Source organism: Streptomyces sp. NPDC005408, assembly GCF_040606445.1.
In the GTDB taxonomy this organism is placed as follows: domain Bacteria; phylum Actinomycetota; class Actinomycetes; order Streptomycetales; family Streptomycetaceae; genus Streptomyces.
On the sequence record NZ_JBEXEX010000019.1, the window covers coordinates 13,849 to 28,077 of the forward strand.

Sequence of the window (14,229 nt, forward strand, 5' to 3'; positions counted from 1 at the left end):
GATGACCGCACTCGGCATCAGCCGGACACGACAAATGCTCCAGCAGGGAGAGAGCTCCGCCGTCGACCACGTCCAGTCGGTCCTGGCTGCCATCCATGACAGGGACCGGGAGGTCGGGGCCTACATCGCGGTTGCGGGAGACGAGGCCCTCCTGGCGGCGGAGAAGGCCGATGCCCGTATCCGTGAACTCGGCCCGGCCGCCTGGCAGGAGATGCCCCTGCTGGGGGTCACCGTCTCGGTGAAGGACCTGATCCAGACGGAGCACCTGCCCACCACCAGAGGGTCCCTGCTGGACAATCCGCGTCCGGACATCGATGCGCCCGCGGTGGCCCGGCTGCGGGCGGCCGGCGCCGTCGTGGTGGGAAAGACGACCACGTCGGAGTACGGCTGGAGCGCGAGCACCGTGTGCCGAGTGGCTCCCCCCACCCGCAATCCCTGGAACCTTCGGCGTACCGCCGGAGGATCCAGCGGAGGGGCCGCCGCCGCGCTGGCGGCGGGACTGTGCTCGGCCTCGCTGGGCACCGACGGAGCGGGCTCGATCCGGATTCCAGCCGCATTCTGTGGCGTCGTGGGATACAAGCCTTCGTTCGGCCGCGTTCCCTATGTCCCCTCCGGCGCCGAGCGGCTCGCCCACCTGGGGCCGCTCGCGATGAACGTCCCGGACGTCATGGAGCTCGCGGCGGTGCTTGCGGGTCCGGACCGCAGCGACCCGGACTCGGGGCTCGGTTCGCTGGACGCGCCGCGGGAGGCGAGGAGGCTGAGGGTTGGCTGGATCGAGTACGCGGGAACCTCCGAAGAGGTCCGCAGGGTCAGCGAGAGGGCGTGGAGCGTTCTCGCCGAACAGGGACACCAGCTGGAGCGGGTCGAGGTGCGCTGCCGCGACATCTACCCGGCCCTGGTCGACATCGTCGCCGCGACGGAGGCGGCCACGACCGCACCCGAGGACGAGGAGCGGATCGACTTCGGCCGCCTGGCGGTCGTCCGGCACGGCCGCACCGTCAGCGGCGCGACGGTGATGCGGGCCGAGGAGGTGCGGCACTCGCTGCGCACCACGCTGCGTTCCGTGATGGACCGCTTCGACCTGCTGGCGATGGCCACGGTTCCCGTCGAGCCGTTCGACGCCGAGGCGATCGGCCCCACCTGGGCCGCCGATCCCGGTGACCTGCTGTGGCTGGCCTGGGCGCCCGCCTCGTATCCGTTCAACATGACCGGCCAGCCCGCCCTGTCGATGCCGGCGGGGCTCACCCGGTCCGGGCTGCCGGTGGGACTGCAACTGGTGGGGCCCGTAGGGGCGGACGACCTGGTCCTGTCCACCGCTCAACGCATCGAGGCGGAGCTCGGCGCACTTGCCCCGCCGCCGGTCCGCGTCACCGAAAGGATGCTGTAGCCGATGTACTCCCGCTCGTTCTCCCCTCTGTACGCAGAAGGCAGCGTGGGGCGTCCCTCGTTCGCCACGGAATTCGGCCTCTGGAACGACCAGCAGATCGCGGCGGCCGAGCAGATCGAAGCCGGCCTCGACGAGGTCGATCTCGTCCGTCTGGTCTTCGGCGACCCGCACGGCATTGCCCGCTCCAAGACGCTCAGCGCCCAGACCTTCCGTACCGTCCTGCGCAACGGCATGAACTTCAGCCCGGGCCCGTTCGTCTTCGACACCGGCCACGCCGTCGCCGTGGACTTCCTCGGCGACCCCGGCATCGGCGTCGACGAGATCGCCGGCGCGGGCAACTTCATCCTCGTGCCCGACCCGACGACGTTCCAGGTGCTGCCGGGAAGCGAACCGCGCACCGCATGGGTCCTGGGCGACGAGTACCTGCGCGACGGCACGCCGCACCCGCTCTCCGCCAGGAACGTGCTGCGCCGCGTCCTCGCCCAGTATGCAGAGCGGGACCTCACCCCGGTGCTGGGCCTGGAGGTCGAGTGGTACCTCACCCGCCGCCTCTCCGGGCCCCCGGGACACACCGGCAACGGCTTCGGCACGCAGGGACCGGCGCCGCAGGTGGAGCCGCTGAACTCCGGCTACCAGTTCAACGGCGAGGGCATGTACGACTCCGTCGCCCATGTCACCGACCCGCTGGCCCTGCACCTGGGCACGCTCGGTCTTCCGCTGCGGTCCATGGAGCACGAATCAGGGCCGGGACAGGTCGAGACGACTTTCAGCCCGATGACCGCTCTGGACACGGCCGATGCGATGCTGCTGTTCCGGACCGTCACCAAGCAGTGGACCGCGCGGCGCGGATACCACGCCTCGTTCATGTCGCTGCCCCGCATCGACAGCTTCGACCCGAGCGGCTGGCATCTCAACCAGTCCGTGCGCGACGAGCGGACCGGCCGCAACCTGTTCTGCGCCGAAGGCTTTTCCAGCGGTATGTCGCCCGGCGGAAAGGGCTACGCCGAAGGCCTGCTCGCCCGCGCCCGCGACTTCTGCCTCCTGTCCGTGCCCACGGTCAACGGCTACCGGCGCCTGAGCGCCGACTTCTCCCTGTCCCCGACCCGTATCGGCTGGAGCTTCGAGGACCGCAGCGCCATGCTCCGGGTGGTGGGGACCGGTTCATCCGCACACATCGAGAACCGTGTCGGCGAGCCGTGCGCGAACCCGTATCTCACCATCGCCGGACAGCTGTTCGCGGGCCTGACCGGAATCATCGGCGCGCCGGAGCCGGAGCAGGCCGCCACGCCCGGCACCCAGGACGCGAGCCCGGACCAGACCGTGCCCCAGTCCCTGCGCGAGGCCCTCGACGCCTTCCGCGGCGGACCGGCGGCCGAGCTGCTCGGCAAGCCGCTCGCACAGTGCCTGGTCAAGCTGAAGGAGAGCGAGGTCTCCCGGTTCGAGGCGTGGTGCGTGCAGGAGCAGCACGCGGGCGGCGAGGTCACCGAATGGGAGCAGCGCGAGTACTTCGAGACGTACTGAGCGTCGGGCGAGCTCCGGCAACGAGACCAGTTCACGACGCCACCTTCAACACGCCAGCAGGCACGCCAGCTCAGCACGCCGGTTCAGCAGGCCGGTTCACCACGACTTCAGGGGATGCAGGCCGTCATGATTCCTCGCTACACACTGCCCGAGATGGCGGACCTCTTCTCGGACCAGTCCCGCTACGAGACATGGGTCCGGGTGGAGATCCTCGCCTCCGAGGCCCAAGTGCAGCTCGGACGAGTGCCGGACGAAGCGGTCCAGGACATGCGGCGCGCGCGGGTGCCGCTTGCGGCACGGGTCGCCGAGATCGAGAAGGAGCGGGACCACGAGGTCCTCTCGTTCCTCGCGGCGTACTGCGAGGACATGCCGGACGAGTCCGCCCGCTGGGTCCACCTCGGGATGACGAGCTACGACCTGGTGGACACATCCCTCGGCCACACCCTGGCCCGCGCGACCGATCTGCTGACCGGCGCCGGGCAGCGGCTGCGCAAGGTCCTGGTGGGCAGGGCGCTCGAGCACTGGGACACGGTGATCGTGGGCCGCACGCACGGGATCCACGCGGAGCCGACCACGTTCGGACACAAGCTCGCCGGCTTCGCTTTCGCCGTCGACCGCTCGCTCGTGCGGCTGGCGGCGGCGCGTGAGGCCGTCGCGGTGGGCACCGTCTCCGGCTCGGTGGGCACCTATGCCCTGATCGACCCGTTCGTCGAGCAGCACGTCTGCCAGGAACTGGGATTGGGCATCGAGCCCGCTCCCAGCCAGGTCGTCGCCCGCGACCGCCATGCCCAACTGGTACAGGCTGTCGCGACGCTGGGTGCCTGCGTCGAGCAGATCGCCCTGGAACTACGGCTGTTGCAACGCACCGAAGTACGTGAGGTGGAGGAACAGCGCACGGCCGCCTACCAGGGCTCCAGCGCCATGCCCCACAAGCGCAATCCGACCACGAGCGAGCGCCTGTGCGGGCTGGCACGGCTACTGCGCGGATACGCGACGACGGCACTGGAGAACGTGGCGCTGTGGCACGAGCGCGACCTGGCCCACCAGTCGGTCGAGCGGGTCATCCTGCCCGACAGCCTGTCCGTCGGCCACTACCAGGCGACCATGGCGGCCGAGCTGCTCCAGTCGCTCACCGTCTTCCCGGACCGGATGCGGGCGCACATCGAGCAGACGGACGGTCTCGTCTACAGCTCGGCCGTCCTCGCCGACCTGCTCCAGGACGGTGTGGAGCGGGAGAAGGCCTACCGGGCGGTGCAGGCCGCCGCGAACCGTACCGCCGCCTCCGGCGAACACCTCGGTGACACACTTGCCCGGGAAGGCATCGACGCCGGAATCGGGCTCGGGCCGGAGCGCTTCCTTGTGAACCACGATGTGATCCGCACCCGTCTGGAGGCCCTTTCATGACCTGGAAGATCGAACGCGTCGACGGCGCCGACCTGGACCTCGACGAGGTCCTGGAGGTCTACCGCACCTCGGGTCTCGGCGAACGCCGCCCGATCGAGGACCGCGACCGCTTCACGGCGATGGTGCGCCGCGCCAACCTGGTGCTGGTCGCGCGCGTGGACGGTGAACTCATCGGCATCGCCCGCGCCGTGTCCGACTTCAGCTATGTCACGTATCTCTCGGACATCGCGGTCGCCGGCGAGTACCAGCGCTCCGGGATCGGCCGCGCGCTGATCGAGGCGCTGCGCCGGGAGGCACCGGACGCGAAGATCGTGCTCCTTTCGGCACCGGCCGCCACCGATTACTACCCGCACATTGGTTTCGCCCCGCACCACTCCGCGTGGGTCCTCAACCCGTAGGGAGGCGTGAGGGGGATGTCGTCGAACACGGTTCTGGAGCCGCATATACCTGATCAGCTGCCTGACCGCGGCGGGCGGCGGATCCTGGTGGTGGACAACGACGCCGACACAGCGGATCTGCTGGTGAACCGGCTGCGACGGCACGGGCACCACCCCGCCAGCGTGAAGGGAGGCAGCGCGGCTCTGAAGGCTTACGAGGACGCCGATCTGGTGCTGCTCGACCTCGAACTGCCGGATCTGGACGGCCTGGAGGTCTGCCGGGCGATCCGTTCGATGAGCCGTGTCCCGGTGATCATCGTCACCGCCCGGGAGTCCGAGCTCGACTGTGTGCTCAGCCTTCAGGCGGGCGCCGACGACTATGTGGTCAAGCCCTACGGATTCCGTGAACTCATGGCCCGTATCGAGGCCGTCGTACGCCGCGCCCAGTGGCAGCCGGCGGCCGCCGCGGAGATCGAGCACGGCCGCCTGTCCATCGATGCGGGCGCACGCGAGGTCAGCGTGGACGGCTGTGAAGTCGCCCTGACTCGCAAGGAGTTCGACCTGCTGCATCTGCTGGCCTCCCACCCGGACACCGTCATGCCGCGCAGGCTGCTGCTGCAGCAGGTGTGGGGGGACTCGTGGTCCCGGCGCACCCTGGACACGCATGTCAGCAGTCTGCGCGGCAAGCTCGGCGACAGCGGCTGGATCACCACGGTCCGGGGAGTGGGGTTCAAGATCGGGAACGGGTGACGCCGACGGGCGTTCCACGGCAACGCACAGCCCGCCGCCGGGAGTTCTGCTCCCGGCGGCGGGCTTGTCTGTGCGGTGGCTCCCAGGAATGTCAGCGGGAGCCGGTGGCGGTCACCAGGAGCGCCCCTGGAGTTCCTCGCATCCCTGCAGCTCGTCGGCGAACATGCGCCAGAGTTCGGCGTATCCGTTCATCAGCTCCGACATCTGCCCTTTGCAGTGCGGAGGCAGGTTCGCAATGATCGTCTGCCGGTCCTTGGCGACCAGCGAGCAGGCGTCCAGCATGCGCAGCACGTTGCGTCCCACCTCGTTGAGGCGGAGCGAGGGATCCCGCCGCAGCGAGTCGAAGATCATGAACAGTTCGCCGGGCGACTTGGCCTCCGGCTCCCGGGGCTGCGCCGGTCGCGGCGCCTGCCCCTGAGGCCCGCGCTCGACTGCCGTGATGCCTCGCTGTCTGGGGGGAACCGGGTCCTCGCCACGCAGCAGCCGGTCCCGCACATCCGCCACCGTGGCCGGGGAGATCCCCGCCTTTTTGGCGATGGTCCGCAGCGAGGCGTCGGGGTCGTCCCGGATGAGGCGGCCGGCGAGCTCGCGCCCGTGCGCGGAGTTGAGTGGCCGGGCCCTGCCGTCGAGGCCGACCCGGCGGTCGCACTGGAGCATGCCCGCGGCCGTCAGCCGTATCTCCGACACCTTTTTCGCGGACAGACCGGCCACGGTCGCGACGGCCCTGTCCGACCAGTGCGGTCGTGAGGCGAAGATGAGCCCGGCGGCCGCCGTACGGTCCGCCATGGACAGCGGACGCCCCTGGGCGACGTTCATGGCCACCGACAGAAGCGCCGCGTCGTCCTCGGCCCCGTCGAAGAAGCGGACCCGTATCCGCGAACGCCCCTTGAGCGCGGCGGCCCGCAGGCGGTGCAGCCCATCGATGACCGTCATGGTCGCGCGGTGCACGAGGATCGGCGGCAGCTCCGCCTCCAACTCGGCCAGTGCCAGGACGTATTCGCCGTCGACGCCCGCCACTCGGGGGGTGTAGGAGACCAGCAGGTCTCCGAGCGGCACCAGTTCAACGGGAGCGTCGTGCAAGGCCTTGTCCCGCAACGCGAGCAAGGAGTCCGAACTGCTGCCTTCGTGCACTCGCACAAGCTGATGGGCAATCACCGCGACTCCTCAATGGCGCGATCGGCTGTGAGTGAGTTCCACTGCGACAGAGACGATCCTTCCTGTACGGGCTGACGCCGCACTGACGAGCACCTGATACGTCCCCGTTCCAGAGTCCGCGACTTGGACCGAAGTGGCACAACAGCTGGGGACGTTCATCTGTACGCTGATGGGAAGCGAGGTCCGTACGCCGACAGGGGGAATTGTGGATGCGGAAGTGAGCGCCGAGGGCACGGACGCCGCCGACCAACTCCGTTCGCTGCACGAGTGGTTGGGCGACGTCGAGGAGTTGCGAGGCCGGATCAGCCTTGCGGAGCGGCCGCCGGAGCCGGGGACTTTGGGGCCGGTGCTGGACGGGCTCGCGGTGGCCGTCGGTCCTGCCGGGGCGGCGACCGCGTTCGCCACAGCTGTGATCGCCTGGCTTCGCACCCGACGCGGCGAGGTGCGAATCAAGGTGACGCTCGCGGACCGCCGGTCGGTGGAACTGACCGCCAGCAACGTATCCGGCCTCGACTCCGCCGCCCTTGAACAGCAAGTGGTTCACATTGCCGCGATGCTCGAGCAGGGGAAGGCAAGCGTCGACGACCGATGACCGACCTGTCCGGTGACGACACCAGGGTTCTGCTGATCGCCACCGCCACACATCACGGCCCCACCCTCCCATCGGTGCCTTCTGTCGCGCGCACCCTCGAGGACCTGCGTGCAGTCCTTCTTGAACGGTGCGGGGTGCCGCCCGACCGGCTGCGCGTGGTGCTCGACCCGCCTGACGCACAAACCATGGCGCTGGCCGTCACCGAAGAGGCGCAGCGGTCGGACACAGTGCTGCTGGTCTATTTCGTCGGGCATGGTCTGCTCGGTCCGGGCGGGGAGCTGTACCTGGCCGCCAGCGGCACCGATCGGCTCGTTCCCGGTTTGGCCGAGCATCAGGCGCTGTCGTTCTCGTCGCTGCGGCAGGCGCTCGCTGTCAGTCGTGCGGCCTGGGTCGTGGTCGTGCTCGACTGCTGTTTCTCGGGACGGGCGTCGTTGCAAGGCGGGGTGTCCGTTCCCGCGTTCACGACGGGGCCCGCACACGGCAGAAACCGGCTGCCACCGCCGGGTTGACGCTCGATGACGGGCTCGCCGACGTGATCCTGCACGAACTCGGCGCGACCGCGGACGGGCAACCGGCGACCGGAGTGCTCCCGTTGTTGTCTCACGTACTGTGGGCGACTTGGCGGCAGCGCACTGGATCACGGCTCACCGTCGCCGGTTACCACGTCGCAGGCGGGATCTCGCAAGCGATCGCGACCACCGCCGAGCAGGTGTACACCACGCTGGACGCGGCCGGACAGGAAGCCACGCGGCGCATGCTGCCCAGGCTGGTGCGCGTGGGTGAGGACGGCATCGACACCGCCCGCCCCGTCGAACGCTCCGCGCTGCTCCACGGCCTGCCGGACCCGCACGCCGCGCAACAGGCGATCAACAGGTTCACAGGGGCCCGGCTGCTCACCCTCGACCGCGACACAGCCCGCATCAGCCACGAGGCGCTTCTGCGCGCCTGGCCCCGGCTGCGAGAATGGGTCGAAGCCGACCGCGACTGGCTGCACGTCCACCAGCAACTCGCCGACGACGCCCAGGCATGGGAGCGGGCCGGACGCGACACGTCTCTGCTGTACCGGGGCAACCGGCTGACCGCCATGCGCGAACGTTCTGCCCAAGCGCCGACCAGAGCCGTAGAGCTGGAGCCCGCGCTCGCCGAGTTCATGGAGGTCTCCTGGCACCACGAACGCCGTGGTCGTCGCCGCCGCAGATTCGCCGTGGCCCTCCTCGCGGGACTCACCGTGCTCGTGGTCATCGCCGCTGGGCTGACCGCACGCGCGCGTGACGCCGCCGAACAAGCCGGCATCGCACGCTCCCAAACCGAGGCCGTGCGGCTGTCGCGTGACCTGGCCGCCAGCAGCACGGCCCTGCGTGGCACCAACGGCACGCTGGCACAACTGCTGTCGGCGGCGGCATGGCAGAGGAGCAACACCGACGAGGCGTTCCCTGCCATGGCCATGTCCTCTCAGGATCCTTCAGTTGGCCTGCTGACCGATGACCGCTTCACCGAAGTGGACGGGTTGGCCTTCCATCCGGACGGATCGCGGCTGGTGTCCAAAGCCGACAACGGAACGATGACACTGTGGCGGACCGACACGTGGAAGCCGACCCACGTGACCCAGGCCGCGTATGGGGGCGGCTTCTCCGCTGTGACGTTCAGCCCGAACGGGGCACTGTTCGCTGCCAACTCTCGCCAAGGCATCAAGATATGGGACGCCGGCGCCGCCACGGTCAAGGTCGTCCTTGACCAGGTGTCCGAAAGCACCGACATCGAGTTCAGTCCCAACGGGTCGATGATCGCCACCGCCGAGTGCCAAAAGACCCGAGTGTGGGACGCCACCACCGGCAAAGAACTCGCCAGGTTCAACAGCCCAGCCGGCGAACTTGCCTTCGCCGCAGACGGCACCCTTCTCACCGGCGGAGACGACGGTGTCGTTCACCGCTGGGACGTCGCTACCGGCAAGCTGATGTCCTCCGTCACCTTCTCAGGCAAGGTCGAGCGCATTTGGTCCAGCCCTGACAGCGCCGACAAGACGATCGTCTGCGCAGGCGTCACGTGCCACATCGGACCGTTGGACACCAAGCGGATGTCCCGTCTGATGGTCGGCGGCCTTGCCACGGTCAACTCCGACGGCAGCCTCATCGCTGCCAGCAGCTACGACGGGTTTCTCAACGTCTGGAACACCAGGACAGCGAAGCAGGTCGCAAGGTTTCATGTGGGCGACACCGAGGTGATCAAACTGGCGTTCAAGCCGCACGGTTCGACCTTGGCGGCGGGAACCTCACGGGGCGTGCAGCTGTGGGACCTCAGCCACGCACAACCTGAAGACCAGCTGCCGCTGCCGCAAGATGACACCCCACGTGAGGTGAAGTTCACGCGTGGCGCGTCCGGCCTGATCAGCATTGGCCGCAAGGGGACGCTCCAGTGGAAGAACCCCCAGGGTTCCGGAAAGCCTGCCGAAATCGTCAGGGCGTATCCCGATCACCCCGGCGAACTCATCGCGCTCAGTCCCGACGGCACCACCGTGGCGACCGCCGCCCCGGAACCGCGACTCACACAGATCGACCTGTGGGACCGCTCATCCGGCAAGCTCATCCGAACCCTGAGGGGGCACACCCAGGTCATCCGCTCCCTCGCGTTCAGCCCGGACGGGACCATGCTGATCAGCGGCGCGGGACAAACCTCCGCCACCAGGAGCGGTCCCGGCAGCAACGCCCTGCTGTGGGATACAGCCACCGGTGCGATACGTGCCAAACTCACTGGCCACACCGACGACGTCTGGCAAGTGACCTTCAGCCCCGACGGTTCCACGGTGGCCACCGCGGACGGATCAGGAGCCGTACGCCTCTGGGACACCCGGACGGGAAAACTCAGGCGCGTGCTCTATGGCAGCGGCGGACTGCGCGGCTCCCTGGTGTTCGACCACAGCGGCACCACGCTGATGGCCGGCTCGGACGGCCTGTCCGTCTGGGATACGCGCAACGGTCGGCACAAAATGCTCGCGACCGCCGGTCTGGAAAAGAGCGAGAGCTACGAGGACGTCAGTCTCTCGTCCGACGGACGGTTCGCCCTGCTGACGAAGGGGACGTTCGACGCCCTGATCTGGGACCTCAACCGAGACCGACTCGTCACAGAGATCAACGTACCGGGCAACGTCAGCGACGTCGAATTCGCCTCCGACGCCTGGATTGTCGCGGTCGCCAACGCCGACGGGGTGAAACTGGTGAACGTCGGCTTCCTCCAAGACCCGTACGCCGCCGTATGCCGGCAGGCAGGACGTGAGCTGACCCGCGAGGAATGGGCAGCCTACCTGCCCTCCGTCCCGTACGAATCCTTCCGCGTCTGTTGACTTGGCTCTGGTCGATCGGCCCGGCGAGCGTAAGGGCGCCGTGCGTGCTCCATGGCCCTTGTCGGTGCTCCGAACCGCCATGTCTGGACAGTTCGGAGCACCGAGCACCGAGCACCGAGTGATGCAGAGACAGTCAGGCGCCCCTCGCTCACCGGGTACTGGTCGCGGAGGACCAGCGCGCAGTCAGACGTGGCGACCCGGAGACGCGACTCGGGGGTCAGGAACGCGCGGCCGATGCCGTGGGGCCCCATGGCCCGCTCGGCGGCCATGATGTTGTCGCCCCATTCGGCCCGGCCATCGAGGTGGATCAGGACGTAGACGGGCGGCGCCTGGGTGGTCATCGGTGAGTTCCTTTCCGGGCTGCATCGCTTGGTGCGGTGCACTCCGCATGTACAACGGGTTCAACGCGGCCGGGGAGACGGGGAGCTCATCCGGCGGTGGGCAGCAGCTCGGCGGCGCGGGCCCTCAGAGCGTGCAGGCCGTGCTGGACTGCGACCAGGCGGCGCACCGCCTGCTTGGCCGGCAGCTGGTGGGCGGCGAGCTGCCGTACGGTCTCTTCGCGCAGCTCCTCCAGGTGCCGCACCTCGGGGCGGGACAGTTCCGGTGTCAGCAGCGCGCCCTCGCCCATCGCCCCGCTCTCTCCTGCTCATCCGGTTGGTGGGGGCACCGTATGGCTGGGCACTGACATTCCGGCCGCGCTACGGGGTGCCGTCGTAGCCGGCGTCGGTGCTGTTGAGGTTGCCGACCTTGCGGCGGTAGCGGCCCTGGGCGGCTTGTTCGGACTCGACGCCGAGGGCGGCGGCGATCTTCTTGAACGTCAGCAGCGGCTTGCCGGTGCGACTGCTGGTGGAACGGGCGGCCAGCAGCAGCGTGCCTTCCAGCCCGTCCAGGTCCGCGCGGGCCACCTGCAGCAGGGCGAGGGCGTCGGCTACGTCCTCGGCCCGGTCCTCCGGCTCCTCCTGCAGTCCGGTCATGTCCTTCAGCAGCCGCCGGGCCTGGTGGGCGTGGACGGCGTGCAGCGCCACCGCAACGGAGGTCTCCGGCTTGCGTTCGCGGATGCCCTCCAGCGCGTCGGCGTAGCGGTCGGTGAGCCGGGCTAGCAGTCCGGCCTGCTTGGCGTCCATCACGTACGGGTCCGGCCGCGCCGACCGGGTCCGGGTTTCGTCGGTGTCCGTCATGACCGTACCGTCCTGCCACAGCGCGGCACTGTCAATACCGTGCTGTCAGCATGACGTTGTGCGCGGGGTTCGGTGGGTGTGTGTCCGTTGGGGGATCGTTTCCGTACGGAGTATCTGTTTGGCGTGGTGGTCAACTGGCCCTCGGTGTGGCCTGACCGATGATTTTTCCGCGCCGTGCTGGTCTGTACGCCGAATACCGACTCACGGGAGGCTGACGCCATGCGCAAACTGACTTTCGGCATGAACCAGAGCCTGGACGGCTACATCGCCGCGCCCAGCGACGACCTCGGCTGGAGCGTGCCGAGCGACGAGCTGTTCCAGTGGTGGTCCGACCGGGTGGGGGCGACGGGCCTGGCGCTGTACGGGCGCAGACTGTGGGAGACGATGAGCTCCCACTGGCCGACCGCCGACCAGCAGCCTGGCGCCACACCGGCGCAGATCGAGTTCGCCCGCCGCTGGCGGGACATGCCGAAGGTGGTGTTCTCCTCGACGACCAGCACGGTCGACTGGAACACCCGCCTGGTCACCGACGACGCGGTCACCGAGATCACCCGGCTCAAGACCCAAGACGGTGGCCCCATGGACGTCGGCGGCGCCACACTCGCCGCAGCGGCCATGCGGGCCGGGCTGATCGACGAGTACGCGATCGTCACCCATCCGGTCCTGGTGGGCGGCGGCACGCCGTTCTTCACGGCCCTGGACAAGTGGGTGAACCTGAGCCTGGTGGAGACCCGGACGTTTCCTGACGGCGTGGTGCTGACCAGGTACGAGACCAGGCGCTGAGTGCCCGACGTCGGATCAGCGCGGGCTTCGGGCCACCCAAGGATCTCGTGGCGCTGTGTTCCAAGGCGATCGTGACATCCCTGCCGGATCCTGTTCTTCACCGCAGACGATCCGTCCGGATAGGGATCCCCCTACGTACACCCGACGCCAGGACGTCCGGACCGCCTGACCTTGACCAGCGGTGTTGCAGATACCCCGTACGGTGAAAATCCCGATTGTCGGGGGCTAAACGTACACTCCCGGCCATGCCCGAGACTCTGATCGGCTACGCCCGCTGCTCAACCGACGAACAAGACCTCACCGCCCATCAACAACGGCTCACCGAACTCGGCGTCGCACCGGAGCGGATCTACCTCGACCACGGCCTCACCGGCACCAACCGCGCACGGCCCGGCCTCGACCAGGCACTGGCCGCCGTCCGAACCGGCGACACCCTCGTCGTCCCGAAACTCGACCGGCTGGCCCGCTCCGTACCCGACGCCCGCGCGATCGGCGACGCTCCTCCCCGGCCGTTCACTCACTGGCGCCTGCGCAAGCTGGCCGACTACCTCTCCCACCCACCCGCCGGGGCCAGCCGGGTGGTCATCGGCCGCACCAGGCTGGGCGAGCCCCTGCGCCGGCACCAGGTCTCCTTCCAGCGCACCCGCACCTGGAAGGAGACCTCCGACCCGGACGCCGACGCCAAACTCGACCGTTTCGAGGAGGTCACCCGCCGCTGTCCCGACCGGTGCTTTCGCCTTCGACCAGTTCGGGCCGCTGTCCATCCGCCCCTGCCACGGCACCTGCTGGGCCAGACGCAAGAACCCTGACCGGCTGCGCGCGACCTACCACCGCCACCACGGCATCGGCTACTTCCACGGCTGCTACAGCCTGGGCGACGACACCCTGTGGGGCACCACCCGCCACCGCAAGGGCGCCGACCACACCCTGACCGCGCTGAAGAGCATCCGAGCCGCCCGGCCGGACGGCGCCCCGATCTACGTGATCGCCGACAACTGGTCCGGGAACAAGACCCCCACCATCCGGGCCTGGGCCACAGCCCACAAGGTGCACCTGCCTCACCCCGACCAACGCCTCCTGGGCCAACCCCATCGAGCCGCACTTCGGACCACTGCGCAGCTTCGTGATCGGCAACAACGACCCGCCCAACCACCCAGCACTCGCCCGGCAGATGCAGGACTACCTGCGCTGGCGCAACGACCACCGCCGCCACCCGACCGTCCTGCAAGCTCAGCCCTCAAGCTCGCCCCCACCCCCACCCGGGCCGCGCGGCTCACCCGCGCCCAGATCAGCGCGGCCCTCAACCGGGCCGGCCGCAAACGCGGCATCGACGCCGAGGCCGAGCGACTGCGCGAGGTCTTCCGCGCCGACTGGACCCACCAGCCGCCCCTGGTCGAGGACGCACTCGGCAAGCAGATGGACGACGTGGACGAGGCGGAGGTCCTGCTCGTGGATCGTCACCCCCAGTTCCTCATACGCCTCGCGCACGGCACAGGCCGTTGCCGATTCCTTCTCGAGGTGGTCGGCCGGCAGGTGCCACATATCGGCCGCGTAGGCCGAGGTCGACGCGCGCAGGCCGAGGAGGACCTTGCTGGCCCGCTCGAACAGCAGGTGAACGCCAATGACGTTGGCATGGGGATGCATGGATCTCCTCGGTTGACGGCGACTGGGACAGCGATCTGAACAACGCTGCTGATCAACGGCGCGTAACGGTCGAGTCATCGATCGAAAGTTCGACGAATCCG

Annotated in this window: 13 protein-coding genes and 2 pseudogenes; 11 read left to right on the forward strand and 4 right to left on the reverse strand. The window is 69.0% G+C overall.

The genetic code is table 11. The features are described 5' to 3' along the window. Position 1: 1 nt before the first annotated feature. The 5 genes from ABZS64_RS19425 (at position 2) to ABZS64_RS19445 (ending at position 5,439) form a co-directional block, all read left to right on the forward strand. A complete protein-coding gene (locus tag ABZS64_RS19425) occupies positions 2-1,387 on the forward strand; it encodes an amidase family protein (protein WP_355830731.1) in 1,386 nt (461 codons plus the stop codon). 3 nt (positions 1,388-1,390) lie between these two features. Beyond that, entirely contained in the window at positions 1,391-2,908 is a 1,518-nt protein-coding gene (locus ABZS64_RS19430) for a glutamine synthetase family protein (RefSeq protein ID WP_355830734.1), read from the forward strand. Between the two features lie 126 nt (positions 2,909-3,034). Beyond that, positions 3,035-4,312 (forward strand): adenylosuccinate lyase, encoded by a 1,278-nt coding sequence (gene purB / locus ABZS64_RS19435; protein WP_355830737.1) that lies wholly within the window; start codon positions 3,035-3,037, stop codon positions 4,310-4,312. Continuing rightward, complete coding sequence (locus ABZS64_RS19440; RefSeq protein ID WP_355830740.1) at positions 4,309-4,710, forward strand: GNAT family N-acetyltransferase; 402 nt, start codon at positions 4,309-4,311, stop codon at positions 4,708-4,710. Before purB ends, ABZS64_RS19440 begins: the two co-directional genes overlap by 4 nt. Before the next feature lie 15 nt (positions 4,711-4,725). Continuing rightward, entirely contained in the window at positions 4,726-5,439 is a 714-nt protein-coding gene (locus ABZS64_RS19445) for a response regulator transcription factor (protein ID WP_355830743.1), read from the forward strand. 111 nt (positions 5,440-5,550) lie between these two features. On the opposite strand, the gene ABZS64_RS19450 is transcribed toward ABZS64_RS19445, so the two are convergent. Continuing rightward, the gene (locus ABZS64_RS19450; protein WP_355830746.1) at positions 5,551-6,594 is read right to left on the reverse strand and encodes a ParB/RepB/Spo0J family partition protein; all 1,044 of its coding nucleotides are present in this window, start codon (positions 6,592-6,594) and stop codon (positions 5,551-5,553) included. Positions 6,595-6,811: 217 nt separating this feature from the next. On the opposite strand from ABZS64_RS19450, the gene ABZS64_RS19455 reads away from it, so the two are divergent. Genes ABZS64_RS19455 through ABZS64_RS19465 form a run of 3 tightly spaced genes read left to right on the forward strand, consistent with a single transcriptional unit; the run spans position 6,812 to position 10,523 of the window. Continuing rightward, positions 6,812-7,186: a hypothetical protein gene (locus tag ABZS64_RS19455; RefSeq protein ID WP_355830749.1), complete on the forward strand. Its 375-nt coding sequence runs from the start codon at positions 6,812-6,814 to the stop codon at positions 7,184-7,186. Next, entirely contained in the window at positions 7,183-7,695 is a 513-nt protein-coding gene (locus ABZS64_RS19460) for a hypothetical protein (RefSeq protein ID WP_355830752.1), read from the forward strand. Before ABZS64_RS19455 ends, ABZS64_RS19460 begins: the two co-directional genes overlap by 4 nt. After that, positions 7,692-10,523 (forward strand): hypothetical protein, encoded by a 2,832-nt coding sequence (locus ABZS64_RS19465; protein ID WP_355830755.1) that lies wholly within the window; start codon positions 7,692-7,694, stop codon positions 10,521-10,523. Before ABZS64_RS19460 ends, ABZS64_RS19465 begins: the two co-directional genes overlap by 4 nt. Positions 10,524-10,950: 427 nt before the next feature. Here ABZS64_RS19465 and ABZS64_RS19470 read toward each other — a convergent pair whose 3' ends face one another. Together ABZS64_RS19470 and ABZS64_RS19475 are read right to left on the reverse strand one after the other, a co-directional pair. Beyond that, a complete protein-coding gene (locus tag ABZS64_RS19470; protein WP_355830758.1) occupies positions 10,951-11,151 on the reverse strand; it encodes a hypothetical protein in 201 nt (66 codons plus the stop codon). A 70-nt stretch (positions 11,152-11,221) separates the two neighbouring features. Continuing rightward, entirely contained in the window at positions 11,222-11,701 is a 480-nt protein-coding gene (locus ABZS64_RS19475) for a hypothetical protein (RefSeq protein WP_355830761.1), read from the reverse strand. Between the two features lie 219 nt (positions 11,702-11,920). On the opposite strand from ABZS64_RS19475, the gene ABZS64_RS19480 reads away from it, so the two are divergent. From ABZS64_RS19480 to ABZS64_RS19490, 3 genes and pseudogenes are all read left to right on the forward strand, one after another. Next, on the forward strand, positions 11,921-12,484 hold the full coding sequence (locus ABZS64_RS19480) for a dihydrofolate reductase family protein (RefSeq protein ID WP_355830763.1): 564 nt from the start codon (positions 11,921-11,923) through the stop codon (positions 12,482-12,484). Between the two features lie 245 nt (positions 12,485-12,729). Next, a complete protein-coding gene (locus ABZS64_RS19485) occupies positions 12,730-13,293 on the forward strand; it encodes a recombinase family protein (protein ID WP_355830766.1) in 564 nt (187 codons plus the stop codon). A 427-nt stretch (positions 13,294-13,720) separates the two neighbouring features. Continuing rightward, positions 13,721-13,903, forward strand: a pseudogene (locus ABZS64_RS19490) (IS110 family transposase); the annotation flags it as partial. A 57-nt stretch (positions 13,904-13,960) separates the two neighbouring features. Here the strand turns inward: ABZS64_RS19490 and ABZS64_RS19495 are convergent. After that, a pseudogene (locus ABZS64_RS19495) lies at positions 13,961-14,206 on the reverse strand (NUDIX domain-containing protein); the annotation flags it as partial. Positions 14,207-14,229 lie beyond the last annotated feature (23 nt).